Below are 23,348 nucleotides of genomic sequence, written 5' to 3'. Positions count from 1 at the left end.
TGGTTGCCACCGGGAGCTGTTCAGTTGGAGCGGTCAATACTCTACTGACTTGCGCAGCTCCTGGCGGTGATCGGTCTTGTGCCCGTCTTGGCGCGCAGCCTGGTCATAAGTGGGCGGTGCTGCTCGAGACTGATCCAGCCATTGTTGCTGACGCGTCCACTCTGCGGTTGGCATGTTGATGCCATTGCGCACTCCCATTCCGTAAATTGCCATATCTCAGGGTCTCCATTGATCTAAGGGACCTGCGTTAGCAGCAGGTATCAATGATTGGTCATCCACCGTTCGCCGTTCCAGGGGGAAATATCGAGTAAACCTTGCGCAACCTATGGCAATCGGTGTGCAACACGGTCCGCTAGCTCGGGCGGGAGGCCGGGTAGACAGCGCCCGGCCTCCCGCCGGTTTTCAGCGCGTTGGGTTTTTCAAGGCCTATTGTCTTGTTGTTGGCCTATCCGGATTAACCGTAGTAGGCATCTTCCGCCGGTTCGGAATGGACCGCTGCATATTGCGTGGTGGCGTAGGATGCTTGACCGTCATGCGTTGACGGGCGGTCAGTGAACTGTGGGCGATAGCCGCCGCCGTTGTGCGGACGTTCCCATTGATTCTGCGGCGGCTGCCAGTTGTTTCCAGGGTGTGTGGGTTGCGGGCGATAGCCGCCGTTCTGTGGCGGGCGTTGCCAGTCATTCTGCGGCGGCTGCCAGTTGTTTCCAGGGCGCGTGGGTTGCGGGCGATAGCCGCCGTTCTGTGGCGGGCGCTGCCAGTCGTTCTGCGGCGGCTGCCAATCGTTTCCAGGGTGCGACGGTTGCGGGCGTTGCCACTGGTTGCCCGGACGTGCCGGCTGCGGGCGGTTCCAGCCGTGGTTCGCGTTATAGGGTTGTTGGTGTGACGGTCGTCCGTGATCGTACTGGGCGCTGTTGGATGGGCAGGTGTCTGTCGGCCCTTGAGTGGGCGTGTTGAACGGTTGGAATCGCAGCGCCATTGATCCATTTATCAGTGTCGACATAGTGCTCTCTAATTAATGTTTCATCATGAATGACCTGCCTTTTTTGAGTGCGTCCAGAGACAGACACCTCTTCCTTGGCAGGTGTCATGTAGGTGGCGATAAATCGCGCGACGTTCCGGAAATATCCTGTTGTGGCGCGCCGACTCCGATGGCTTCAGGTAAAAAATCCTAATGATGAAGCCGTTATTCAGGGGGAAGTCTGGAGGGAAGGCGAACTAACTGACGTTATTCGCAGATCGTTCAACGAACATAAGGCTGCGTTGGAGCGGCCAACGGTTCTGCGCACACATCGCGTAACTGGTTCTCGAACTGCTCGATGATCGCCGGCCAGCCCTGGTGACTGGCATGATGGCGCGCATTGAGGCGGGCCCTGCGCAAATGTTCGCGATCTTCCAGCAGCCAATTGGCCGCGTCGCAGAACGCTTCCTCATCGCCGGGCATCGCCAGCACGCCGTTGTAACCGTGGCGGATATGCTGGGTTGCGGCCGCCTGGTCATATGCCACCACCGCGAGTCCGGAGGCCATGGCTTCCAACACCACGTTGCCGAAGGTTTCGGTCAGGCTGGGAAACAGGAACAGGTCTCCCGAGGCGTAGTGTCGCGCCAGTTCTTCGCCGCGCTGGGTGCCGCAGAATATGGCGTGCGGCAGGTCGTGCTCGAGCAGCGCGCGTTGCGGTCCGTCGCCGACCACGATCAGTTGCAGGCGACGCTGTGGATAAGTACTGCGCAAGGCATCGAAGCAGCGCTTGAGCATGCCCAGGTTCTTTTCCTGCGCCAGGCGCCCGACGTGCAGCACTGCAATATCGTCATTGCCCAGGCCCCAGCTTTCGCGCAAGGCGTTATCGCGCTTGGCCGGGTGGAACAACTGGCTGTCGACCCCGCGCGACAACATCCCCAGGCGTTCGAAGTGGCGGCGCTCCAGCTCCAGGCGTTGGCTGGCGCTGGGTACCAGGGTCAAGGTCGAGCGGTTATGAAACCAGCGCAGGTAGTGCGTGACCACGCGGCTCAACATGCTCAGGCCGTACTGGTTCGAGTACTGCTGGAAATTGGTGTGAAAACCGCTGACCACGCTGATCCCCAAGCGACGCGCTGCACGTAGTGCCGACAACCCGAGCGGTCCTTCTGTGGCGATGTACAGCACATCCGGGCGTTGGCGTGTCCAGCGGCGCAGCAGCTTGTGCATCGACGACTGGCCCCATTGCAGGCCTGGATAGCCGGGCAACGGCCAACCGCGGCACAGCAGCAATTCGTTGTCGCTGGGGCGGCTTTGGTCAATGCCTTGGCGCGGGCGCACCAGTTCGACCTGATGGCCGCGCGCGCGCAAACCCTCGCACAGGCGACCCAATGTATTGGCCACCCCGTTGATCTCTGGCGGGAAGGTTTCGGTAATCAGAGTGATGTGAAGCGAAGCTGTCGTCATGACCCACAGTGTCGCTGTGGGCTGTGTCGCCGATGTGTCATACAGATGATGGATTTATGACGGGCATTGGCGGCAGGCGGCAATGCGCCAATCCTTTAAGCACAGAGCCCTTCGGCTCTGTGCAGATCGCTGGCCTGGGGGGCTCAGAAGGTGATTTTAGACGGCGTGACATAGCTCGTATCTTGCACACCGAGCACTTTATTTTGCGGGCCGAATTCACGGTCGCCAGGGTTCAGAGTCCCGTTCGCGTTTGGGGGTACGCTGATCGAGCTACTGTCTGTTGGTTTTGTATTCTGGTCCCTGGATTGAAAGTCGGGAAGCGGGCCGGGCCTGCCTGGTGGTTTTGTATTCTGGTCCCTGGATGGAAAGTCGGGAAGCATTGGCCCGAACCTGGGTCCTGGTTTTGATGGCGGGACGCTGGGTGGGGTGCGGGGTGGCCCGCTGGGAGGCGGGTCGATCCTGAGTCCTGTGTTTGTTGGCAGGTTGGGAAGCGTGCTGATCATTGTGAGGCTCCTGTTGTCACGGGTTTGATTGCCGACCTCGGTTGCCCCAAGGTCGGCTCAGGTTGTGTGGCCTCAAAAAACAATCAGTTCCGGCACCGGTCGACCGGCCAGCGTACCGTTATCGCGGTGTGTTCAACGCCGTCTCGGCACCTTGCTCGCGCACCCAGAACAACGTCGCCCCGGCCACCGCCGCCGGCATCATCAGCAGGTTGACCACCGGCACCAGCAGCACCAGGTAGACGCTGCCGCCGAAGCTCATGCTCTGCCAGCGTTTCTGGCGCAGCCAGGCGAGCATTTCGTTCCAGCCCAGCTTGTGGTTGTCGGCCGGGTAGTCGATGTATTGGATCGCCATCATCCACACGCCGAACAGCAGCCACAACGGCGCGGCGATCAGGTTGACCACCGGAATGAACGACAGGATAAACAGGCCGATGGCCCGCGGCAGGAAGTAGCCCAGCTTGCGCATCTCCCGCGCCAGGGTGCGCGGGACCATCGCCACCAGCTCGGCCCAACTGAACGGCGGGAAATCGTCGGTGCCACGCACCACCACTTCAACTTTCTCCGCGAGAAAACCGTTGAACGGCGCAGCGATGACATTGGCGAGCATGGTGAAGGTGAAAAACACCATCAACACCACCAGCACCACGAACAGCGGCCACAGGATATAGCTGAGGAAACTCAGCCAGCCGGGCAGCGTCGGCATCAACGCGTCGACCCACAGGCTGAACTGATGGCCGGCGAAATAGATCAGGCCGACGAACAGCACCAGGTTGATCGCCAGCGGCAGCAGCACAAACAGGCGCAGGCCGGGGCTCAACACCAGTTTGAGGCCTTCACGCAGGTATTGCGGACCGGAAAGAACAGGGGCGGGCATGGAGAACTCCGAGCAGAATGACGAACGCGCCGACCTTACCGGCTTTGCCTTCAGGACGAAAGCACGCGCAATGCCAGGACATCAGCAGAAACAAACGCGTCGATCAGTTGGGCCTGCTGCATAGATACTGCCTATGAGCTGGATTGTTATTCCGTATTTCCTTAATCTTGCCCCCCTCTATACGCTGCACCCATTATTTTCAGGATCTGCGAGTTCAAGCCTTCCCCAAGTGCTTCGCGGTCCTTTTTTATTCCAGCCGCCTTGTTGTCCGGGCGGTCGACAGGAGCGAGTCATGTCTGATACCCGTCATTCGCGAGTGATTATTCTCGGTTCCGGCCCTGCCGGTTACAGCGCTGCCGTCTACGCTGCCCGAGCCAACCTCAAGCCACTGCTGATCACCGGCATGCAGGCGGGCGGTCAGTTGACCACCACCACTGAAGTCGACAACTGGCCGGGCGACGTCCACGGTCTGACCGGCCCGGTGCTGATGGAGCGTATGAAAGAGCACGCCGAGCGCTTCGAAACCGAGATCGTGTTTGACCACATCAACCAGGTCGACTTCTCGAAAAAGCCTTACAGCCTGACCGGCGACAGCGGCGTCTACACCTGTGACGCGCTGATCATCGCGACCGGCGCCAGCGCCCGTTACCTGGGCCTGCCGTCGGAAGAAGCGTTCATGGGCAAGGGCGTGTCCGCCTGCGCGACGTGCGACGGTTTCTTCTACCGCAACAAGCCGGTCGCCGTGGTCGGCGGTGGCAACACGGCCGTGGAAGAGGCGCTGTACCTGGCCAACATCGCCAGCACCGTGACCCTGATTCACCGTCGCGAAACCTTCCGCGCCGAGAAGATCCTGATCGACAAGCTGCACGCGCGTGTGGCTGAAGGCAAGATCATCCTCAAGCTCAACGCCACCCTGGATGAAGTCCTCGGCGACAACATGGGCGTGACCGGTGCGCGCCTGAAAAACAACGACGGCAGCTTCGACGAGCTGACAGTCGACGGCGTGTTCATCGCCATCGGCCACACGCCGAACACTTCGCTGTTCGAAGGCGTGCTGGACGCCAAAGACGGTTACCTGGTGGTGCAGGGCGGTCGCGAAGGCAATGCCACGGCGACCAACATCGAAGGCATCTTCGCCGCCGGTGACGTGGCTGACCACGTGTACCGCCAGGCCATCACCTCGGCCGGCGCCGGTTGCATGGCGGCCCTGGATGCCGAGCGTTACCTCGACGGTTTGCAGAACGCTTAGGTCTGAACCCGCTGAAATGAAAAAACCGGCGAAAGCCGGTTTTTTTTGCGCGGGATTTGATGATCCATCGCTATCTCAATTTGGTAATCCAATCACTGTGGGAGCTGGCTTGCCTGCGATAGCGGTGTGTCAGCCAACGTCTATGCAGGATTTACCGCCGCCATCGCAGGCAAGCCAGCTCCCACATTAAATCGGGTTTGCACGTTGGATCAGCGGCGAGTCAGAGGTTGCTGGTCAAACTTCACACCCGCCAACCCGTGCGCGATCAACGCCCGAATATTGCCATGGTCACTGCCCTCAGGCGTGGCGACCACCGAACGGTAATGCTCGCCAAACGCCAACAAGGCGTGCTGGTCGCTCAACCCTTCCAGCAAGGCCAGGCCCAGGGTCTTGCACGAACCTTCGTTCTGCCCGGCGGCGTTTTCCACGGTGCCGTTGGTGAAGGCTTGCGGCTGGTAGTCGTAACCGGCGGCAACGAAGGCCAAGGTGTCGGCGAAGAGATGTTCGCCGCTGTCGAGGCTGGCGCGCAGGGTGTTCAGGTCAGTCATGGGGTTTTCCTTTGGCGAACGCCGCCTGTTGTTCGGCGCTGGCTTCTTGCTGGTATTGGGCTTTCCACTCGGCATACGGCATGCCGTACACCACTTCGCGCGCGTCATCGAGGCTCAGCGCGATCTGGCGCTCGTCGGCCTCGGCCTTGTACCACTTGGACAGGCAGTTGCGGCAGAAGCCGGCGAGGTTCATCAGGTCGATATTCTGCACATCCTTGCGGCTGTCCAGGTGTGCGACCAGCCGCCGAAAGGCGGCGGCTTCGAGTTCGAGGCGTTGTTGATCGGTCATAGGGCTCACGTAAATCCAGGGGTTAGCGGCTGGCCGCCAGGGTAATCGAAACCGATTCGGCAAAGCGCAGCGCGTGGGGCTTGTCCACTTCGACTTCGGCGTACAGCACCGACTCGTTGCTCATCACCAGGTCCAGCAGTTCCTGGGTCAGGCGCTCCAGCAGGGCGAAGCGGTTGCCTTCGACGTGGGCAATGATCGCCTTGGTGATGGTGCGGTAATTCAACGCGTGGTCGATATCGTTGTCGCGCACGGCGTCCTGGGCGGCATACAGGATGGTCAGGTTGATCAGCACATCCTGCTTGTTGAGGATTTCATCCTCGTTGATGCCGATATAGGTGCGCAGGCACAGGTCCTTGACCCGGATGCGCGCCATGCCTGGTTGAAGTTGTGGCATTGCTACTTGCTCCGTCCAATCAGTTGCAGGAACTCCATGCGCGTGGTGTTCGACTCGCGGAACGCGCCGAGCATCACCGAGGTGTTCATGGTTGAATTCTGTTTTTCCACGCCGCGCATCATCATGCACATGTGCTTGGCTTCGATCACCACCGCCACGCCGGAGGCCTGGGTCACGTCCTGGATGGCGTCGGCGATTTGCCGCGTGAGGTTTTCCTGGATCTGCAGGCGCCGCGCGAACATGTCGACGATGCGCGCCAGCTTCGACAGGCCCAGCACCCTGCCGGTCGGAATATAGGCCACATGGGCCTTGCCGATAAAGGGCAGCAGGTGGTGCTCGCACAGCGAGTACAGTTCGATGTCCTTGAGGATCACCATCTCGTCATTGTCGGAGGCGAACAGCGCGCCGTTGACGATCTCTTCGAGGTTTTGCTCGTAGCCATGACACAGGTATTGCATGGCTTTGGCGGCACGCTTGGGGGTGTCGAGCAGGCCTTCGCGTTCCGGGTCTTCACCCAGGCCTTTAAGGATCTCGCGATAGTGGTGGGGCAGGGATAAGGTCATACAACATCCTCACAAACGGCTTACTTGATATGCCGCCCACCGTTGACGGTCAGGGTGGTACCGGTGACGTAGGGGTTGTCCAGCAGGTAACGCACGCTCTGGTAAATCACCTCGGGCCCGGGCTCGATGCCCAGTGCCGACTTGGCCAGTACTTGGGTACGGTAGGCCGCGTCGTCGCCTTCGTTGAACATCACCATCGCCGGGGCGATGCCGTTGACTTTGATCAGCGGCGCAAACTGCGCGGCAAACGACAGCGTGAGGCTGTCGAGCCCGGCCTTGGTGGCGCAGTAGGCGATGTGCTGGCGGCTGCCCTTGCGCACCACATCATCGCTGATATGCACGATGTCGGCGGGTGAAGAGCGATGCAGCAAGGGTGAACAATGCAGGTTGATCAGGTACGGCGCAAGCATGTGTACGCTGAACATGTCGGTAAAGGCACGGCTTTCGTCGCCTCGGGTTTCCGCGATCCAGGCCGAAGCGTTGTGGATGATCGCGCGCAGGCTTTGGGTATGACGCTTCAACTCGGCGATAAACGCAAGAATCCCGGCTTCGCTGGAGAAGTCGGCAAACACGCCGATCGCGCCACGCTCGCGTAGCGCCTGCACGCCGGGGCGTTCGCTGCGGTAGCTGAAAAGCACCGAGTGGCCCTCGTCGAGCAGGCGTTCGGCACAATGCAGGCCGACGCGCTGGCCGGCGCCGGTGATCAGGATCGGGGCGTTCGTTGCAGTCATGGGAGGCTCAAGTCGCTGGCAGGGTCAAATCATACCAGTGACGAGCCCCCCTGTACTCACGCCGCGGCTTCGCTGGCCTTGGCGCGTGGCGGCGAAGGGTGCAACCAGTTGGCCAGCAGGTGGGTCGAGAGTGGAATGAACAAGTAGACCATCAGCGGAGTGAGCGCCAAGGTGCTGACCAGCACGCGGCTGAACAGGTCCAGCCCGCCGAGCAATGGCCCCAGGCCGAAGTTGAACAGCAACGACACCGGGAAAAACGCCAGCCAGATCGCCACCGCCTGTTTCCAGCGCGGCGGCCGTGTACCCGCAGCCCCGAACCAGCCATCGATGCCACGCACGCGATGCTCGGACGGGTCGGCAAACAGCTCGCTGCCCCGGCTCAGCCACGCGCTGCGTGAGGCGGAAAATTCCCAGGCATGCAGGGTTTTTTCGTCGGCGAAGCGGAAAATAATCTGAAATTCATCATCAAGGGGCGGTGGTGCGAGGACGCCGGAGCCCAGGTAGCCGGGGAAGTCAGTGGCCAGTCGCTCGCCTTCGCGCAGCCAGGCCATCAACTCTTCGTAGCGGCCCTTGGCCACGCGGCGCGCAACCATCAGGGTGACGGGTGAGGTAGACATTGTGTATCTCCAAATAGAACGGGTGCGCTGAACCGGGTAGGTGGCGCACAGACGACGCTGCGGGGGTGTTGCAGCGACGCTTTATCGGTAAGCAAGGATTATTCCTGTTTTGCAGAAATACACCAGCAGCATTGGTCCGATAGGTACACACCTTGATATACATCGCGGTAAAGGCGTTAAATGGGACTCACTTTCAAACGGACGTTCATGACCTCTGATGCCCGAAATCATTGCTCCTATTCGCGAATCCACCGCCCCCAGCCCTGCCGATTCCGATGAGTTGTTTCCGATTCGTGACGTGTCGAGATTGACGGGCATCAACCCGGTCACCCTGCGTGCCTGGGAGCGGCGTTACGGCCTGATTCAACCCACGCGCACCGAAAGCGGGCATCGTCTGTACTCCAAGGCCGATATTCAAACGGTTCATCGCATTGTCGATTGGATCGAGCGTGGCGTGGCCGTGAGCAAAGTGGGCAAGATCCTTGCGCGTGACGATCAGCAGGCTGCCGCCGTGCGTGTCGAACACGACACGGTCGAGCTAGGCGAATGGCCGCAATGGCAGGCGCGCCTGGTGCTGGCCGTGGGCGCGTTCGATGATCGTCAACTGGAGCAACTGTACAACCAGGTGATCGCCACCTACCCGCTCAACGTCGCGTTCCAGGACATCCTGATGCCTCTTTGGAACGACCTGTTGCGTCATCAGGGGCGCTTCGGCCAAGCCAGTGAATGGCTGTTCTTCGACAACTTCCTGCGGGTGCGGGTGTTGCAGCGTTTGCAACTGGCGTGTGCGTCAGCGGCGCCACGGGTGTTGCTCGCGGCCATTCCCGGCGAGTGCCGTAAATTGGAATTGCTGGTGGCGGGGCTGTTGATCGGTCGAGACGATCTGGCCGTGAAGGTGCTGGGGATGGGTCAGCCTTTCGATGAATTGACGCTGGTGTGTGAAAAGACGCAACCCGAGGCGCTGGTCCTCTTCTCCAATTACTCACACACCCAAGCGTTGGCCGGGCGTTTGAACCGCCTGGCGTTGACCCTCGATTGCCCGCTGTTTCTTGCCGGTGCCGCGTCAGACCTGGCCCAGGCCGATCTGGCGGGCTCCGCCGTTGGCTGCCTGGGCAATGAAGGACGCTTGATGCAACGGCGCTTGCAGCAATTTCTCAGCGGTAACCTGGATACCTGAAGATCAGGCGTGCATCTGCGGATGTACCAGGCGGTGCTGGTGCAGGATGAATTGGCGCAGGCGCTCGGTCTCATCCGGGTTGTTCTGGCCCAGGCGATAGGCAAACAGTCCCCGTGCGGTTTCCCGCTCCAGCGTGCCGCGCAGTGCAATGCGTTCATAGCCGGAAGGGCTGAACCACAGGGCAAAGGTCTTCGGCGTCTTGATCCGGCCACGGATCTCCACCAGCACGCCCTTGAACGAAACCTCATGCACCCACAGCGCACTCGGGTTGCCCCTGACATTTTCCAGCGCCACTGGCGTTTCAAGAGCCAGGCGCCACGGACGAATCATCGGCCCGTCTTCAAAAATGCTTGGCACGCCCAGGCGTAAATGCACGGCATGAAACTCGTCTTCCACCAACTGCAGCGGGAAGGTGAGTTGCTGGTTGTCGAATTGCGCCTGGAGGGTGACGTGATCGTGGGCGGCCAGCCGAGTGAGCAAATCGCGAAGCTGCGCAGCGCCGTTGACGGTCAGGCTCGACGATGCATCCCGCAGGTTGAGTTGGGGGTTGTGCTGCATGTCCTGAATGAAATCCAACTCGTCCTGAGTCAGAAGCGCGTCGCGTTGCATTGATCTTGCTCAAGGGGGAGAGTGTTAAAACGCCATTATCCGCTCTAAAGACATCATTTTCTAAGTTTTGTTAGATCCGCTCGTCGCCTTGATCGCTGCCAGCTCGGCCTTGACCTGCGCCAACTCCGCCTCCAATTGCGCGACGCGCTGCTGGGCCTTGACCTGCAAGGTCACGTCCTTTTGCACGCCGACGAAATAGGTCTGCTTGTCGGCATGGTTGTACACCGTTGAAAGCGACAGCTCGTTCCAGAAGTGGCTGCCGTCCTTGCGATAGTTGCGCAGGATTTCCCGGCAGGCGCCGCCGCTGTCCAGTGCTTCGCGAATGGCCATCAGCGCCGGTTGGTCACGGTCGCCGGACTGCAGGAAGCGGCAGTCCTGATACAGGACGTCGTCCAGGGTGTAACCGGTCAGGCGCTCGAATGCCGGGTTGACGTAGATCAGCGGTTTGTCCCGGCCTTCCCGCTCGGCCACGACAATCCCGTCGTTGGAAGCGTTGACGACCATTTGCAGCAGCTTGGCGTTAATCATTGCGCGGTCCCTGGCGTGTGCTTGAACTGCCAGTTTATGGCAAGTCTTGAATGTTGCACGGCACGCGCCGAAATATTTGCCCCAGCTGGTAATATCCCAGGCTTTCGCTCAATGACAGGATCAGTATTGATGAGAGTCGCCATTCTTTCCGGCTCGGTGTACGGCACGGCTGAAGAAGTCGCCCGCCACGCTGCCGGCATCCTTACATCGGCCGGCTTCGAGGCCTGGCACAACCCGCGCGCGACCCTGGCGGACGTGTTGGCCTTTGCCCCGCAGGCGTTGCTGGCGGTGACGTCCACCACCGGCATGGGCGAACTGCCGGACAACCTGCAACCGCTGTATTCGAGCATTCGCGACCAGTTGCCCGCAGCCTGGCGCGGTCTGCCGGGCGCGGTCATCGGCCTGGGCGACGCCAGCTATGGCGATACCTTCTGCGCCGGCGGCGAGCACATGCGCGAGCTGTTCAGTGAGTTGGGCGTGCGCGAAGTGCAGCCGATGCTGCGCCTGGACGCCAGCGAAAGCGTCACCCCGGAAACCGACGCCGAGCCTTGGTTGGCGGAGTTGATCACTGCCCTGCGCGGCTGACCGGAAACTCCCGCAACAACGCCAGCCAGGCCTGGGCGGCTTTCGACAGATAGGCGCCCTCACGCCAGACAAACGCGATGTCCCAGCGCAGGAAGTCGGGCGCCTTCAGCGTGAGGCGCACCACCCCGGGCCGCACCAGCCCGCGAGCGACCACGCTGGGCAACAGCACCACGCCTTGACCGGCCGCGACCAGGGCCGCGAGGAAATCCGCCTGGCCGCTGCGGCCTCCTTCCTTCGGCGTAAAGCCCACCCGCTGACACGCCTGCGTCAAGCGGTCGTTCAAGACAAAGCTGCGCTGATACATCAGGAACGGTGTGTCTGCCAATTCTTCCAGGCGCACCTGGGCGTTCTGTGCCAAGGGGTGGTTCATCGGCAGCAAGGCATCCAGCGGTTCATCGCAGAAGTCTTGCCAGGCGAATGCCGGGTCGCTGGGTTTCAAGCTGCCGCCCACTTCCAGCTCGCCGCTCAAAATCGCCTGCTCGATACTGCGACTGCCGCCCTCCAGCAACTGGATGGTGACGTTCGGATAGCGCCGGCGGTACTCGGCGAACAAGTCGGCAAACAGCGTATCGCCGCCCAACTGCGGCAAGCCCAGGCGCAACTCGCCACGGGTCAGGTGCTGCATGTCGTCCAGCTCACTGAGCAACTCATTCTGCAGGCGCAGCATGGCTTCGGCGCGTTGCAGCACAACCTGGCCGGCGGCCGTCAGGCGGATCTGCGAGCCGATGCGGTCGAGCAACGGCGTGCCCAGGCTGTGTTCCAGCTGTGCGACCTGTTTGCTCACGGCGGACTGGCTGATGTGCAGGGTTTTCCCGGCCTGGGTAAAACCGCCGCGGTGGATGACTTCGACAAAACTGCGCAGCTGTTTGAATTCCATGGGTACGATTCCAGTTTGGAATAGTTGGCAGTCTAACAATTCGCTGTGGGGATGGAAGCGCTCTCTCTAAAATGGAGGCCTACGAGGACCCAAAGCCCATGAAACGTTTAAGCTTCAAACACGTCGGCCGTCTGCTGACTGAATTGGTCGTGCTGCTGGCCATCTACCTGCTCGGTACGCAACTGGTGGCCTGGTTGGCGTGGCCCATCCCCGGTGGGGTGATGGGCCTGGGCCTGTTGCTGGCGGCTTTCGCCACCGGCCTGGTCAAGCCGGCGGCCCTGCAACTGGGGGCGGGCGTGTTGATGGCGGAAATGTTGTTGTTCTTTATTCCGGCCTTGATGAGCCTGCTGGACTACGGCGGCCTAGTGCGCAATGACGGTTGGCGGATTCTGCTGGTGATCGGCTTCAGCACCCTGGCGGTCATGCTGGTGACGGCCTTCACCGTGGAAATGGTGTGTCGCTGGAAGCTGCGCCATGAAGCTTGAACTGATGCCGGTGTTCTGGCTTGCCCTGACCCTGGGCGCGTATTTCTTCAGTCGCTGGATCTACCGTCGGACCGGGCGCTACCTGTTGTCGCCGCTGATCCTGGTGCCCGCGCTGCTGCTCGCGGTGGCCGTGCCGATGCACACCGCCTATGCCGAATACGCCAGCGACACCCATTGGCTGATGCTGGTGTTGGGCCCGGTGACGGTGGCGTTCGCGGTGCCGATCTGGCAGCAGCGACGTTTGCTGGCGCGGTATTGGTCGGCCTTGCTGCTGGGGATGCTGGCCGGCAGCGCGGCGTCCATCGGCACCTCGTTCGGCCTGGCCAAGGCGCTGGCGCTGGACAGTGCGGTGACGATGTCGCTGGTGCCGCGTTCGATCACCACACCGTTTGCCATGCCGATGTCTTCCGACCTCGGCGGCGTGCCGGAACTGACGGCGGTGTTCGTGATGTTCACCGGCGTGTTCGGCGCCATGCTCGGGGGTGTGCTGCTCAAGTGGCTGCCGCTGCGCACGCCTTTGGCACGCGGGGCATTGTTTGGGGTGGGCGCGCACGGCGCGGGCGTGAGCCGGGCCCATGAAGTGGGGGGCGAAGAGGGCTCTGTCGCAGGCCTGATGATGGTGTTGACGGGGCTGCTCAACCTGTTTGCCGCGCCTTTGTTGGCGGCACTTCTCTGACGCGACTTGGACAGATTTAAACTATTCTCATGGCTGACTCGTGCGGCCATCAAGCTGGCTGCGAAGGCAACTACCTGCGCCACGACGTCTGACTACACTGACCCTTCACTTAAAAAATAATAAGAAAGTGCGTCAAGGAGGTCGTTGCCGTGAGCCTAGCCCCCGTTGTATCGCCACAGAGTGTCAAAGATCAGGTCAGCGCCGCCGAATGGCAGACGCGCGTCGATCTGGCTGCGTGCTATCGCCTGGTCGCCCTGCACGGCTGGGATGATCTGATTTTCACGCATATCTCGGCCAAGGTGCCGGGCACCGATGATTTCCTGATCAACCCCTATGGGATGATGTTTCACGAGATCACGGCGTCGAGCCTGATCAAGGTCGACCAGGCCGGCAACAAACGGATGGACAGCCCCTACGACATCAACCCGGCCGGCTACACCATCCACAGCGCGATCCACGAAGTGCGCCACGACGTGGAGTGCGTGCTGCATACCCATACGGCGGCGGGGGTTGCGGTGTCTGCGCAGAAGCAGGGCGTACTGCCGATCAGCCAGCAGTCCTTGTTTGTGTTGTCCAGCCTGGCCTATCACGCATACGAAGGCGTGGCGCTGAACCACGAGGAAAAAGCCCGTTTGCAGGCCGACCTCGGCGACAACAATTTCCTGATGCTGCACAACCATGGCCTGCTGACCTGCGGCGCGACCATCGCCGACACCTTCTTGATGATGTTCACCTTTCAGCGCGCCTGTGATATCCAAGTGCTTGCGCGCAACGGCGGGGCTGAATTGATCGCCATCGACCCGCAGATTCTCGCCGGGGCCAGGGCGATGGTGGCGGCTGTCACAAAGAGCGCCCAAGGTATGGGGGGCGCGCTGGCCTGGCCGGCGCTGCTGCGTAAATTGGACCTGCAAGATCCAGGGTATAAAAGTTGATGCCTCTCGCCGAAATTCCGCTCAGAGCCTGGCGCAAGTGCGGCCAGAGTTTTGTTTTTCGTGGCCACACCATTCGCTATTGGGTGGCCGGGCAGGGTGAGCCGCTGCTGCTGATCCATGGCTTCCCGACCGCCAGTTGGGACTGGCATTACCTGTGGCAGCCCCTGGCCCAGCGCAACCTGGTGATCGCCTGCGACATGCTCGGGTTTGGCGATTCGGCCAAGCCGCTGGATCACGACTATTGCCTGTTGGAACAGGCGGATCTGCAACAGGCGCTGCTCGACCACCTGCATGTGCGACAACCGGTGCATGTGCTGGCCCATGATTACGGGGACAGCGTCGCCCAGGAGTTATTGGCGCGGCATCACGAAGGCCGCTTCCAGATGGCCAGTTGCGTGTTCCTCAATGGCGGGTTGTTCCCCGAAACCCATCGCCTGGCCCTGGTGCAGAAACTGCTGCTCAGCCCCTTGGGCTGGATGATCGGTCGCACATTTGGGCGCAATGCCTTGTCCGACAGCTTCAGCCAGATCTTCGGCGCACAGACCCGCCCCAGTGAGAGCGCCCTCGATGATTTCTGGAGCCTGATCGACTGCAATGACGGGCCGCGCATTCTGCATAAACTGATCAACTACATTCCCCAGCGCCGTCGCCTGCGTGAGCGTTGGGTGGGCGCCCTGCAACGTGGCGACGTGCCGCTGCGGGTGATCGACGGCGAGTTCGACCCGATATCCGGCGCGCACATGGTCGAGCGTTACCGCCAGTTGGTGCCCCACGCCGACACGGTATTGCTGGCCCATATCGGCCACTACCCGCAGATCGAAGCGCCGGTGCAGGTGCTCAAGCATTACCTGGAGTTTCGACAGCAGATCGCGCACGCGCCGCCGCGCATGGCCTATTCCTGAAACAGGCGATCATCCTGCTGCCTTATCGCGCACCATTCAGCCGTGGCCGTATTTATTGTGACCGCAGGCGCCGTGCCTGACACTCGAGCCATTCCCATCGTCGCCATTGGAGTTCGGTATGAGTGAGTCAGTGCAGTTCCAGGATAAGGTCGTGATCGTCACCGGTGCCGGCGGCGGGTTGGGCCGGGCCCATGCGCTGCTGTTCGCCAGGCACGGGGCCAAAGTGCTGGTCAACGATCTCGGCGGTTCCACCCAGGGCGAGGGCGCCAATGCGTCGGCGGCCGACCGTGTGGTCGCACAAATCCGCGAAGCCGGCGGTATCGCCGAAGCCAACCATGATTCCGTCACCGACGGCGAGAAAATCGTACAGAACGCCCTGGATGCCTTCGGCCGTATCGACGTGGTGGTGAACAACGCCGGCATCCTGCGCGACAAGACCTTCCACAAAATGGACGACAGCGACTGGGACCTGGTTTACCGGGTGCATGTCGAAGGTGCCTACAAAGTTACCCGCGCCGCCTGGCCTCATCTGCGTGAACAAAGCTATGGGCGGGTGATTTTTACTGCGTCCACGTCGGGCATCTACGGCAATTTCGGGCAGTCCAACTACGGCATGGCCAAGCTCGGCCTGTATGGCTTGACCCGCACCCTGGCGCTGGAAGGGCGCAAGAACAACATTCTGGTCAACGCCATCGCCCCCACCGGCGGCACGCGCATGACCGAAGGCCTGATCCCGCCGCAGGTGTTCGAGCGCCTCAAGCCGGAACTGGTCAGCCCGCTGGTGGTGTACCTGGGCAGCGAGGCGTGCCAGGAAACCTCAGGCTTGTTCGAAGTGGGCGGCGGCTGGATCGGCAAGACCCGCTGGGAACGCAGCCTGGGTGTGGGCTTCGACCCGGAGGCCGGGTTCTCGCCGGACGACGTGGCCGCGCACTGGCAACAGATCTGTGACTTCGAAGGCGCGGTGCATCCCAAGGACACTATCGAGGCTTTGAAGGAGATGATGGCCAATTTGCAGAAGTTCAGCCTCTGATCATTGCCGGATACACCTTCAATACTGCGGGGCGCTGACGGCGCCCCGCTTTTTTTCAGGCATAAAAAAGGCCGCTGCAAAGCAGCGGCCGAAGTAAGACGTTGGATCAAGGAGCGACAGACTCAACGTCAGTGAACACCGGTAACAGATTGAATACAGTAGCCAATCCGTCGAATTTCAGCTGTTCTCCCGAAGGTGGGAGCGGGCCGTTTGCCCTGAAAGCCAGGCAAGAATAGAGGGTTGTAACAAAATGAGTAATAGCGCTTCAGGACAAGGACTGTTACGGATATGACAACAGTCACCCCCTGGCGCCATCCACCGGCCTGATAACCCGCCATCCATGGGGCGCATGCCCCCGCGCAGAGCCGCGCCAGAGCGGCGTTAATCCTTTCGGGCGACAACACGAATACCTCCTTGGTGCGCTTATCGCTCCCGAAGGGCGGCAGTAGGGTGGGGCCTTCTGTCACTCACCGGGGAAGACGCATGACAAAAACAACAATGCGCGCCATCTTCACGCCGCAGGCGCTGGCCGCCGCGGTTGCGTTGGGATGCTGTGCCCAGGCACAGGCTGTTTCGTTCAACATCGGCGAGATCGAAGGGCAATTCGATTCCTCGCTGTCGGTCGGCGCCAGCTGGGGCATGCGCGATGCCGACAAGAAACTGGTGGGCGTGTCCAATGGCGGCACGGGGCAGGCTTCCACCGGGGATGACGGGCGACTGAACTTCAAGAAGGGCGAGACCTTCTCCAAGATCTTCAAAGGCATCCACGACCTGGAACTCAAGTACGGCGACAGCGGCGTGTTCGTGCGCGGCAAGTACTGGTACGACTTCGAGTTGCAGGACGAAGACCGCGAGTTCAAGCAGATCAGCAATCACCATCGCGACGAAGGTGCGCGCTCCTCCGGCTACGAGCTGCTCGATGCGTTCGTCTATCACAACTATTCCATCGCCGACCTGCCGGGCAACGTGCGCGTCGGCAAGCAGGTGGTGAGTTGGGGCGAGAGTACGTTTATCGGTAACTCCATCAACAGCATCAACCCCATCGACGTATCGGCCTTCCGCCGCCCCGGCGCCGAGATCAAGGAAGGGCTGATACCGGTCAATATGCTGTTCGCCTCCCAGAGCCTGACCAACCAACTGACGGTAGAAGGCTTCTACCAGTTGAACTGGGAAAACACCGTGCTGGATAACTGCGGCACGTTCTTTGGTGGCGACGTGGCGGCCCACGGTTGCAACGGTAACTACACGGTCGGCAGCCCGGCGATTGCGCCGTTGCAACCGGTGGCCGCAGCGTTCGGCCAGGGCTTTGAGGTCACGCGTGAAGGCGTCGTGGTGCAGCGCGCCAAGGACCGTGATGCCCGCGATGGCGGCCAATTCGGCGCGGCCTTGCGCTGGCTGGGCGACGACACCGAGTACGGCCTGTACTTCATGAACTACCACAGCCGCACGCCGACCGTCGGCACCCTCACCGCCAACACCAACCTGGCCACCATCGGGCGCATCGTCAACACCGCCAACGCCATTGCGCCAGGCACCGGCTCGGCCCTGGCCCAGAGCACCATGCTCGGCCGTGGCCAGTACTATCTCGATTACCCGGAAGACATTCGCCTGTACGGCGCCAGCTTCTCCACCACCCTGCCCACCGGCACGGCCTGGACCGGGGAAATCAGCTACCGCCCGAATGCGCCGGTGCAACTCAACACCACCGACCTGACCCTGGCCCTGATCAACCCGATTGCCGGCAACACCGCCTCGCCGATCCACAGCTCGTTCGGCGCCGACAATGCCGGTTACCGGCGCAAGGAAATCACCCAGATCCAGAGCACCATGACTCAGTTCTTCGACCAGGTACTCGGGGCCGAACGCCTGACCCTGGTGGGAGAGGCCGCCTTCGTCCACGTCGGCGGGCTGGAAGCGAAAAGCAAACTGCGCTACGGCCGCGACTCGGTATACGGCGCCTATGGTTACGGTGGCGACACCGACGGTTTCGTCACGGCCAATTCCTGGGGTTATCGTGCCCGCGCCATCCTCGACTACAACAACGTGTTTGCCGGGGTGAACCTCAAGCCCAACCTGTCCTGGTCCCACGACGTCAACGGCTACGGCCCCAACGGCCTGTTCAACCAGGGCGCCAAGGCGATCAGCGTCGGCGTCGATGCGGACTACCGCAACACCTACACCGCCAGCCTGAGTTACACCGACTTTTTTGGTGGCGACTACAACACCCTGACTGACCGCGACTTCCTCGCCCTCAGCTTCGGCGTGAACTTCTGATTTGGCTTAAAGAAGGACAAGACTCTATGCGTAAGTTAATTGCTGTGATGGCCCTGAGTGTGTTGGCCGCCAACGTCATGGCGGCCGTGTCGCCCGAAGAAGCCGCCAAGCTCGGCACCAGCCTGACCCCGGTCGGCGCCGAAAAGGCCGGCAACGCCGATGGCTCGATCCCGGCCTGGACCGGCGGCATTCCAAAAAATGCCGGTGCGGTGGACAGCAAGGGCTTCCTCGCCGACCCGTTCGCCAATGAAAAACCGCTGTTCGTGATCACCGCCGCGACCGTCGACAAATACAAGGACAAACTCTCCGACGGCCAGGTGGCGATGTTCAAGCGTTACCCGGAGACCTACAAGATCCCGGTGTACCCGAGCCACCGCACGGTCAACCTGCCGCCGGATATCTACGAGTCGATCAAGCGCAGCGCGCTGAACGTGCATGCGATCAACGACGGCAACGGCCTGGAGAACTTCACCGGCAACCGCTACTACGCGTTCCCGATCCCCAAGAATGGCGTGGAGGTGCTGTGGAACCACATCACCCGTTACCACGGCGGCAACCTGCGGCGCATCATCACCCAGGCCACCCCGCAGACGAACGGCAGCTACACGCCGATCCGCTTTGAAGAAGAAGTCGCGGTGCCGCAGGCGATCCCGGATATCGACGCCGCCAAGGCCGCCAACGTGCTGAGTTTCTTCAAGCAATCGGTAACGGCCCCGGCGCGGCTGGCGGGTAACGTGCTGCTGGTCCACGAGACCCTCGACCAGGTCAAGGAACCGCGCCTGGCCTGGATCTACAACGCTGGCCAGCGCCGTGTGCGCCGGGCGCCGCAAGTGTCCTACGACGGCCCGGGCACCGCGTCCGACGGCCTGCGCACCACGGATAACTTCGACATGTTCTCCGGCGCCCCCGATCGTTATGACTGGAAGCTGGTGGGCAAGAAAGAGATGTACATCCCCTACAATAGCTACAAGCTCGATTCGCCGAACCTCAAGTACGACGACATCATCAAGGCCGGGCATATCAACCAGGACCTGACCCGCTATGAGCTGCACCGCGTGTGGGAAGTGGTCGGCACCGTCAAGCCGAGCGAACGGCACATCTATGCCAAGCGCCACATGTACATCGACGAAGACAGCTGGCAGGTCGCGCTGGTGGATCACTATGACGGCCGCGGCCAACTGTGGCGTGTCGCCGAAGGTCATGCGCAGTTCTACTACGACCATCAGGTGCCGGCCTACACCGTGGAAACCCTGTACGACCTCATCGCCGGACGCTACATCGCCCTGGGCATGAAGAATGAGGAGAAGAGCAGTTTTGTGTTCGGGTTTGCGGCCAAGGCGGCGGACTACACGCCGGCGGCGTTGAGGGCTTCGGGCGTGCGTTGATGCCTGTTTGAAATGCAATCTTAATGTGGGAGGGGGCTTGCCCCCGATAGCGGTGGATCAGCTACAGATAGCTGACTGATCCACCGCCATCGGGGGCAAGCCCCCTCCCACATTGGGTTTTGTGCATGGTCATTAATCACCCTGCTGAATACTTCTTCAAGAATCGCTGAGCACGGGGCTAGGGTAGGTGTCAGGTTGCATAACAATAAAAACGCAGGATGCAGCAATGACTGCCATGACACGCTGCCTGGACCGTCCTGGATTCATGCCACGGCTGTCCGCCCATCATCTGTTGCGCCCGCGTCTGGCCGAGCCGTTGTTGGCGGCGCAGGCGCGGGTCAAGTTGCTCTGTGCCCCGGGCGGCAGTGGCAAGAGCGCGTTGCTCGCCGAGTGCGCCTTGCAGGCGCCGGCGGGTTGTCAGGTGTACTGGCTACCGCTCAATGGCGTGCCGCTAAGCCCGCTGGATTTGTGCCGGCGCCTGGCGCACAACCTGGGCCTGGCGTTTACCGATGAAGCCACGCTGCTGCAGGATCTCAGCCGCTGGCAGACGTCGGCGTGGCTGTTTCTCGATGATTTCAGCCGTCTGCCCGCGCCCGAACTGGACGCCTTGCTCGACCGCCTGCTCAGCGCCAGCCACCCGGCGCTGACCTGGTGGCTGGGTGCGCGGCGGCGCCCTGGGTGCAACTGGCCGCGGCTGCTGCTCGACGATGAGCTGCTGGAATGCAGCGCGGCCGAGTTGATCTTCAGCGCCGAGGAAGTCCAGGCCCTGCTCGGCGAGGCGCCGGGTCACAGCGTCGAGCGCGTGATGCGGTTCAGCGCCGGTTGGTGCGCCGGGGTTCGCATCGCCTTGCTCGGCGACGGCCATCCCGACAAGACCTTGCTCGACTACCTGCAACACGAGCTGTTCAGCACCTTGCCGGCGGAACTGGAGGAAGCCTGGCGGGTGCTGGCGCATTTGCCGCGTTTCAATGCGGGCTTGTGCGAGCACCTGTTCGGCTTTGGCGATGGCGCTCAGTACCTGCGGGACTTGCAGGCGCTCGGCGCATTTATCCAGCCCTGGGACGATGCCGCCGACTGGCTGCAAGTCTTCGCGCCGCTTGCGCAGTTGATACGGGATGAGCCCTGGCCGGCCAAACGCTCCTGGCACCGACGGGCCTGCCAATGGTTCAGTGCCGAGGGCGACTGGCAAGCCGCGTTCGAGCAGGCGCTGCTGGCCGAAGAATACGAAGTGGCCGTCAGCCTGTTGCAGCACTTCAGCTTCGAAGACCTGTTCCGCCAGCAGAATGCCGTGCTGTTGTTGCGCCTGCATGAACAACACGGTGACGAGCTGATGCTGTGTTCCGCGCAGTTGGTGGGGCTGGTCACGGCCGCGTTGCTGTTCGCCGGGCGCTTCGAGCAGGCCGCGTTGTGCATCGGCCAACTGGCGCGTTTCGCCCCGCAACCGTCGGCGCCGCAGCAACGCCTGTTGTTGGCGCGCTGGCAGGCGCAGTGGGGGTGGTTGCTGCATCTGGCGGGTGATGCGCAACGTTCTCGCGAGCATTTCCTCGAGGCCTTGCAGGCGTTGCCCGACAGTGCGTGGACATCACGTCTGATGTGCTTGTCGGGGCTGACCCAGCAAGCCTTGCTGCGCGGTGAGCTGGAGGCGGCCCAGACCCTGAACCGCGAAGCGCTGTGCCTGGCGCGGGCCCATGGTTCGCTGTTGCTCGAAGCCCTGCTGGAGCTGGATCATGCGCAATTGCTCGAACAGCGCGGCGCGCCGTACCGCGCGCAAAACCTGTTGGAGCAGGTGCAGGCGATGTTGCTCAAGCAGCGGCTGAAGGCTGGGCCGCTGGTCGGACGCATCGCCTTGCGGCGTGGGCATCTGGCCCTGCGCCAGGGGCAGGACGCGTTGGCTGCCGAGTGCTTCGAGACGGGTTTGAACATGTGCCTGCACAGCCAGGACAAGCGTGTGTTGTATGGCTACCTGGGCCTTGCGCTGTTGGCGGCCAATCACGGTGATTACGCCCAGGCCTTTATCCAGTTGCGCGAGGCCGAGCGCCTGATGCAGCAGCGCCAGGTGCCGGACACGGTGTACCGCGCGGTGTTGCTGCTGGTCAGCGGGCACTTCTGGTTGCAACAGGGCCGCGCCGAATTGACGGTGGCAGCGCTGCGCCGGGTGCTCCGCCATTTCCGAGGGCCCGACGCCAAGCAGGCGCCGCCGGCCACGCTGGAATTGATCCCGCGTCTTGAATACCTGCTGGTGTTGGCCGAGGTCAAACTGGGCGTCGCCGATCAACCGCTGGCGCGGCTCAACGCACTGCTGGACGCTTCCCGCCAACGCGGCATGCTGTGCCTGGAGGCCGAATTGCACCTGGTACTTGGAGAGGTGGCCTGGCAACTGGGCGAACCGGCGATGGCGCGTCGTTCACTGCAACACGGCCTGGAACTGGCAGGGCGTTGCCAGGTGCAGCAAGCGATCCGCGAGCTGCGTTTACGCTCGCCGGGGCTGTTGAGTGAGCTGGGCCTGGAACCGCAGGCCTCGCCGACCGGCACGGCGGACAACCCGCTGAGCCAACGCGAGCTGGAAGTGCTGCAACTGATCGCCCTGGGCAACTCCAACCTGGAAATCGCCGACCGCTTGTTTATCTCGCTGCACACCGTCAAGACCCACGCGCGGCGCATCCACAGCAAGCTCGGCGTGGAGCGACGCACCCAGGCGGTGGCCAAGGCCAAGACGTTGGGCTTGATGGTTTAAGCGCAGAACGCCTGACGGTATTCGCCGGGCGTCGCGCCCATGGCCTGGCGAAAGCGATGGGTGAAGTGGCTGGCGCTGGAGAAGCCGCACATCAACGCGATGTCACCCACGGGCAGGCTGCCGCTGCGCAGCAGGTTCTGCGCGCGGGCCAGGCGCCGGGCCAGCAGGTATTGATGGGGCGGCAGGCCGAAGCTTTGGCGGAACATCCGCGCAAAATGGTATTCCGACAGCGCACACATCCCGGCCAATTGCCCGAGGCTGATGGGGTCATCCAGGTGCTGGTCGATGTAGTCCACCAACAACCGCCGCTGATGCGCCGCCAGCCCGCCTTTCAAACGCAGCCCGTCGCGCGCGCCGACTTGGCTGAGCAAGGTGTGGCTGAGCATTTCATGGGCCAGGCTGCTGGTCAGCAGGCGTTCGGCGGGCTCGTGCCAGTTGAGGGCGATCAACTGGTGAAAGCGTTGCGCCTGGCTGGGGTCTTCGAGGAAGGTGCTTTCCTGCAGTTGCAGCGCGCGCGATTCGCGGTCGAGCAGGGTGATGCAGCCCAGGGCGAATTGCGCCTGGCTGAAATACACATGGGCCAGGCGGATGTCGCCGTTGATCACCCAGGCCGACTGATGCTCGGCCGGCAGGATGCACAACTTGTCGGGCCCGCCCTTGGTGCCCGGCTGGTCGCGACGAAACGTGCCGGTGCCGCCGCCGATGTAGCAGGACAAGGTGTGATGGCCGGGCGCCTGGTAGTCCTGGGAGTCGTGGTGATTGCTCCACAACGCCGCAGACAAGCCGTCACCGAGCTCGGCGCAGGCTTCGAGGCGAGCGTGGGGCGAGCGGTTGAGGGCTTGAAAGACTTGCAGGGATTCCAACGTTGACATGGTGTGTACTCTCCGACGCCTTGCATCCTACTCCGAGCCGCTGGCGCTGTGAGCCTGCCGTGCGACAAAAGCGCAAGAATCTGCAAGCGCCGGCC

25 protein-coding genes are annotated in these 23,348 nt (G+C 62.0%); 11 read left to right on the top strand and 14 right to left on the bottom strand.

Annotated elements, in window-relative coordinates; all coding sequences use genetic code 11:
* Nucleotides 1-33: 33 nt before the first annotated feature.
* The 4 genes from PverR02_RS26445 to cysZ form a co-directional block, all read right to left on the bottom strand.
* Nucleotides 34-213 (bottom strand): hypothetical protein, encoded by a 180-nt coding sequence (locus PverR02_RS26445; protein WP_032804636.1) that lies wholly within the window; start codon nt 211-213, stop codon nt 34-36.
* A gap of 241 nt (nt 214-454) precedes the next feature.
* Nucleotides 455-976 (bottom strand): chromosomal replication initiator protein DnaA, encoded by a 522-nt coding sequence (locus PverR02_RS26440; RefSeq protein ID WP_079444683.1) that lies wholly within the window; start codon nt 974-976, stop codon nt 455-457.
* A gap of 264 nt (nt 977-1,240) precedes the next feature.
* Nucleotides 1,241-2,419 carry a glycosyltransferase family 4 protein gene (locus PverR02_RS26435; RefSeq protein WP_017847755.1) on the bottom strand — a complete coding sequence of 393 codons (1,179 nt, stop codon included), beginning with the start codon at nt 2,417-2,419 and terminating at the stop codon, nt 1,241-1,243.
* Between the two features lie 621 nt (nt 2,420-3,040).
* The gene (gene cysZ / locus PverR02_RS26430; protein ID WP_017847757.1) at nt 3,041-3,796 is read right to left on the bottom strand and encodes a sulfate transporter CysZ; all 756 of its coding nucleotides are present in this window, start codon (nt 3,794-3,796) and stop codon (nt 3,041-3,043) included.
* A 292-nt stretch (nt 3,797-4,088) separates the two neighbouring features.
* On the opposite strand from cysZ, the gene trxB reads away from it, so the two are divergent.
* Entirely contained in the window at nt 4,089-5,045 is a 957-nt protein-coding gene (gene trxB, locus PverR02_RS26425) for a thioredoxin-disulfide reductase (RefSeq protein WP_017847758.1), read from the top strand.
* A gap of 209 nt (nt 5,046-5,254) precedes the next feature.
* On the opposite strand, the gene PverR02_RS26420 is transcribed toward trxB, so the two are convergent.
* Genes PverR02_RS26420 through PverR02_RS26395 form a run of 6 tightly spaced genes read right to left on the bottom strand, consistent with a single transcriptional unit; the run spans nt 5,255 to nt 8,187 of the window.
* Nucleotides 5,255-5,593 (bottom strand): HopJ type III effector protein, encoded by a 339-nt coding sequence (locus tag PverR02_RS26420; protein ID WP_017847759.1) that lies wholly within the window; start codon nt 5,591-5,593, stop codon nt 5,255-5,257.
* Nucleotides 5,586-5,882: a DUF1244 domain-containing protein gene (locus tag PverR02_RS26415; RefSeq protein WP_017847760.1), complete on the bottom strand. Its 297-nt coding sequence runs from the start codon at nt 5,880-5,882 to the stop codon at nt 5,586-5,588. The genes PverR02_RS26420 and PverR02_RS26415 overlap by 8 nt, the downstream gene beginning before the upstream one ends.
* Before the next feature lie 22 nt (nt 5,883-5,904).
* A complete protein-coding gene (gene folX, locus PverR02_RS26410; RefSeq protein ID WP_026140129.1) occupies nt 5,905-6,276 on the bottom strand; it encodes a dihydroneopterin triphosphate 2'-epimerase in 372 nt (123 codons plus the stop codon).
* 2 nt (nt 6,277-6,278) lie between these two features.
* Nucleotides 6,279-6,839 carry a GTP cyclohydrolase I FolE gene (folE, locus tag PverR02_RS26405; RefSeq protein ID WP_017847762.1) on the bottom strand — a complete coding sequence of 187 codons (561 nt, stop codon included), beginning with the start codon at nt 6,837-6,839 and terminating at the stop codon, nt 6,279-6,281.
* 20 nt (nt 6,840-6,859) lie between these two features.
* Nucleotides 6,860-7,570 (bottom strand): dihydromonapterin reductase, encoded by a 711-nt coding sequence (folM, locus tag PverR02_RS26400; protein ID WP_079444682.1) that lies wholly within the window; start codon nt 7,568-7,570, stop codon nt 6,860-6,862.
* A 56-nt stretch (nt 7,571-7,626) separates the two neighbouring features.
* Nucleotides 7,627-8,187, bottom strand: a complete 561-nt coding sequence (locus PverR02_RS26395; protein WP_046382095.1) for an antibiotic biosynthesis monooxygenase — start codon at nt 8,185-8,187, stop codon at nt 7,627-7,629.
* Nucleotides 8,188-8,404: 217 nt separating this feature from the next.
* On the opposite strand from PverR02_RS26395, the gene PverR02_RS26390 reads away from it, so the two are divergent.
* Complete coding sequence (locus PverR02_RS26390; RefSeq protein WP_079444681.1) at nt 8,405-9,364, top strand: MerR family transcriptional regulator; 960 nt, start codon at nt 8,405-8,407, stop codon at nt 9,362-9,364.
* A gap of 3 nt (nt 9,365-9,367) precedes the next feature.
* Here the strand turns inward: PverR02_RS26390 and PverR02_RS26385 are convergent, their stop codons facing one another.
* Both PverR02_RS26385 and PverR02_RS26380 read right to left on the bottom strand, forming a co-directional pair.
* A complete protein-coding gene (locus PverR02_RS26385; protein ID WP_017847766.1) occupies nt 9,368-9,973 on the bottom strand; it encodes a hypothetical protein in 606 nt (201 codons plus the stop codon).
* Between the two features lie 60 nt (nt 9,974-10,033).
* The gene (locus tag PverR02_RS26380; protein WP_017847767.1) at nt 10,034-10,501 is read right to left on the bottom strand and encodes a PAS domain S-box protein; all 468 of its coding nucleotides are present in this window, start codon (nt 10,499-10,501) and stop codon (nt 10,034-10,036) included.
* A gap of 129 nt (nt 10,502-10,630) precedes the next feature.
* Here PverR02_RS26380 and PverR02_RS26375 point away from each other — a divergent pair, with 129 nt between their 5' ends.
* The gene (locus PverR02_RS26375; RefSeq protein WP_017847768.1) at nt 10,631-11,086 is read left to right on the top strand and encodes a flavodoxin; all 456 of its coding nucleotides are present in this window, start codon (nt 10,631-10,633) and stop codon (nt 11,084-11,086) included.
* On the opposite strand, the gene PverR02_RS26370 is transcribed toward PverR02_RS26375, so the two are convergent.
* Entirely contained in the window at nt 11,067-11,963 is an 897-nt protein-coding gene (locus PverR02_RS26370) for a LysR family transcriptional regulator (RefSeq protein ID WP_046382098.1), read from the bottom strand. The genes PverR02_RS26375 and PverR02_RS26370 overlap by 20 nt on opposite strands.
* A 98-nt stretch (nt 11,964-12,061) precedes the next feature.
* On the opposite strand from PverR02_RS26370, the gene PverR02_RS26365 reads away from it, so the two are divergent.
* From PverR02_RS26365 to PverR02_RS26330, 8 genes are all read left to right on the top strand, one after another.
* The gene (locus PverR02_RS26365) at nt 12,062-12,448 is read left to right on the top strand and encodes a CidA/LrgA family protein (protein ID WP_046385176.1); all 387 of its coding nucleotides are present in this window, start codon (nt 12,062-12,064) and stop codon (nt 12,446-12,448) included.
* Complete coding sequence (locus PverR02_RS26360) at nt 12,438-13,124, top strand: LrgB family protein (protein WP_017847771.1); 687 nt, start codon at nt 12,438-12,440, stop codon at nt 13,122-13,124. The genes PverR02_RS26365 and PverR02_RS26360 overlap by 11 nt, the downstream gene beginning before the upstream one ends.
* 149 nt (nt 13,125-13,273) lie before the next feature.
* On the top strand, nt 13,274-14,056 hold the full coding sequence (locus PverR02_RS26355; protein WP_057005283.1) for a class II aldolase/adducin family protein: 783 nt from the start codon (nt 13,274-13,276) through the stop codon (nt 14,054-14,056).
* Nucleotides 14,056-14,958 (top strand): alpha/beta fold hydrolase, encoded by a 903-nt coding sequence (locus PverR02_RS26350; RefSeq protein ID WP_079444680.1) that lies wholly within the window; start codon nt 14,056-14,058, stop codon nt 14,956-14,958. Before PverR02_RS26355 ends, PverR02_RS26350 begins: the two co-directional genes overlap by 1 nt.
* 118 nt (nt 14,959-15,076) lie before the next feature.
* Complete coding sequence (locus PverR02_RS26345; RefSeq protein ID WP_017847774.1) at nt 15,077-15,988, top strand: SDR family oxidoreductase; 912 nt, start codon at nt 15,077-15,079, stop codon at nt 15,986-15,988.
* A 483-nt stretch (nt 15,989-16,471) separates the two neighbouring features.
* On the top strand, nt 16,472-18,262 hold the full coding sequence (locus PverR02_RS26340) for a DUF1302 domain-containing protein (protein ID WP_046382100.1): 1,791 nt from the start codon (nt 16,472-16,474) through the stop codon (nt 18,260-18,262).
* 26 nt (nt 18,263-18,288) lie between these two features.
* The gene (locus PverR02_RS26335; RefSeq protein ID WP_046382101.1) at nt 18,289-19,647 is read left to right on the top strand and encodes a DUF1329 domain-containing protein; all 1,359 of its coding nucleotides are present in this window, start codon (nt 18,289-18,291) and stop codon (nt 19,645-19,647) included.
* A 226-nt stretch (nt 19,648-19,873) separates the two neighbouring features.
* Nucleotides 19,874-22,381 (top strand): LuxR C-terminal-related transcriptional regulator, encoded by a 2,508-nt coding sequence (locus PverR02_RS26330; RefSeq protein WP_079444679.1) that lies wholly within the window; start codon nt 19,874-19,876, stop codon nt 22,379-22,381.
* Here PverR02_RS26330 and PverR02_RS26325 read toward each other — a convergent pair.
* Nucleotides 22,378-23,253 carry a helix-turn-helix domain-containing protein gene (locus PverR02_RS26325; RefSeq protein ID WP_079444678.1) on the bottom strand — a complete coding sequence of 292 codons (876 nt, stop codon included), beginning with the start codon at nt 23,251-23,253 and terminating at the stop codon, nt 22,378-22,380. The genes PverR02_RS26330 and PverR02_RS26325 overlap by 4 nt on opposite strands.
* Nucleotides 23,254-23,348 lie beyond the last annotated feature (95 nt).

It is taken from the genome of Pseudomonas veronii, assembly GCF_002028325.1.
Taxonomy (GTDB): domain Bacteria; phylum Pseudomonadota; class Gammaproteobacteria; order Pseudomonadales; family Pseudomonadaceae; genus Aquipseudomonas; species Aquipseudomonas veronii.
Note: the sequence above shows the minus strand (reverse complement) of the source record. Positions and strands in the feature narration are given on the sequence as shown.

Excerpts from the sequence above, each read along its gene's own strand:
- PverR02_RS26445 (WP_032804636.1), bottom strand. The coding sequence starts at position 213 with ATGGCAATTTACGGAATGGGAGTGCGCAATGGCATCAACATGCCAACC.
- PverR02_RS26440 (WP_079444683.1), bottom strand. The coding sequence starts at position 976 with ATGGCGCTGCGATTCCAACCGTTCAACACGCCCACTCAAGGGCCGACA.
- PverR02_RS26435 (WP_017847755.1), bottom strand. The coding sequence starts at position 2,419 with ATGACGACAGCTTCGCTTCACATCACTCTGATTACCGAAACCTTCCCG.
- cysZ (WP_017847757.1), bottom strand. The coding sequence starts at position 3,796 with ATGCCCGCCCCTGTTCTTTCCGGTCCGCAATACCTGCGTGAAGGCCTC.
- trxB (WP_017847758.1), top strand. The coding sequence starts at position 4,089 with ATGTCTGATACCCGTCATTCGCGAGTGATTATTCTCGGTTCCGGCCCT.
- PverR02_RS26420 (WP_017847759.1), bottom strand. The coding sequence starts at position 5,593 with ATGACTGACCTGAACACCCTGCGCGCCAGCCTCGACAGCGGCGAACAT.
- PverR02_RS26415 (WP_017847760.1), bottom strand. The coding sequence starts at position 5,882 with ATGACCGATCAACAACGCCTCGAACTCGAAGCCGCCGCCTTTCGGCGG.
- folX (WP_026140129.1), bottom strand. The coding sequence starts at position 6,276 with ATGCCACAACTTCAACCAGGCATGGCGCGCATCCGGGTCAAGGACCTG.
- folE (WP_017847762.1), bottom strand. The coding sequence starts at position 6,839 with ATGACCTTATCCCTGCCCCACCACTATCGCGAGATCCTTAAAGGCCTG.
- folM (WP_079444682.1), bottom strand. The coding sequence starts at position 7,570 with ATGACTGCAACGAACGCCCCGATCCTGATCACCGGCGCCGGCCAGCGC.
- PverR02_RS26395 (WP_046382095.1), bottom strand. The coding sequence starts at position 8,187 with ATGTCTACCTCACCCGTCACCCTGATGGTTGCGCGCCGCGTGGCCAAG.
- PverR02_RS26390 (WP_079444681.1), top strand. The coding sequence starts at position 8,405 with ATGCCCGAAATCATTGCTCCTATTCGCGAATCCACCGCCCCCAGCCCT.
- PverR02_RS26385 (WP_017847766.1), bottom strand. The coding sequence starts at position 9,973 with ATGCAACGCGACGCGCTTCTGACTCAGGACGAGTTGGATTTCATTCAG.
- PverR02_RS26380 (WP_017847767.1), bottom strand. The coding sequence starts at position 10,501 with ATGATTAACGCCAAGCTGCTGCAAATGGTCGTCAACGCTTCCAACGAC.
- PverR02_RS26375 (WP_017847768.1), top strand. The coding sequence starts at position 10,631 with ATGAGAGTCGCCATTCTTTCCGGCTCGGTGTACGGCACGGCTGAAGAA.
- PverR02_RS26370 (WP_046382098.1), bottom strand. The coding sequence starts at position 11,963 with ATGGAATTCAAACAGCTGCGCAGTTTTGTCGAAGTCATCCACCGCGGC.
- PverR02_RS26365 (WP_046385176.1), top strand. The coding sequence starts at position 12,062 with ATGAAACGTTTAAGCTTCAAACACGTCGGCCGTCTGCTGACTGAATTG.
- PverR02_RS26360 (WP_017847771.1), top strand. The coding sequence starts at position 12,438 with ATGAAGCTTGAACTGATGCCGGTGTTCTGGCTTGCCCTGACCCTGGGC.
- PverR02_RS26350 (WP_079444680.1), top strand. The coding sequence starts at position 14,056 with ATGCCTCTCGCCGAAATTCCGCTCAGAGCCTGGCGCAAGTGCGGCCAG.
- PverR02_RS26345 (WP_017847774.1), top strand. The coding sequence starts at position 15,077 with ATGAGTGAGTCAGTGCAGTTCCAGGATAAGGTCGTGATCGTCACCGGT.
- PverR02_RS26340 (WP_046382100.1), top strand. The coding sequence starts at position 16,472 with ATGACAAAAACAACAATGCGCGCCATCTTCACGCCGCAGGCGCTGGCC.
- PverR02_RS26335 (WP_046382101.1), top strand. The coding sequence starts at position 18,289 with ATGCGTAAGTTAATTGCTGTGATGGCCCTGAGTGTGTTGGCCGCCAAC.
- PverR02_RS26330 (WP_079444679.1), top strand. The coding sequence starts at position 19,874 with ATGACTGCCATGACACGCTGCCTGGACCGTCCTGGATTCATGCCACGG.
- PverR02_RS26325 (WP_079444678.1), bottom strand. The coding sequence starts at position 23,253 with ATGTCAACGTTGGAATCCCTGCAAGTCTTTCAAGCCCTCAACCGCTCG.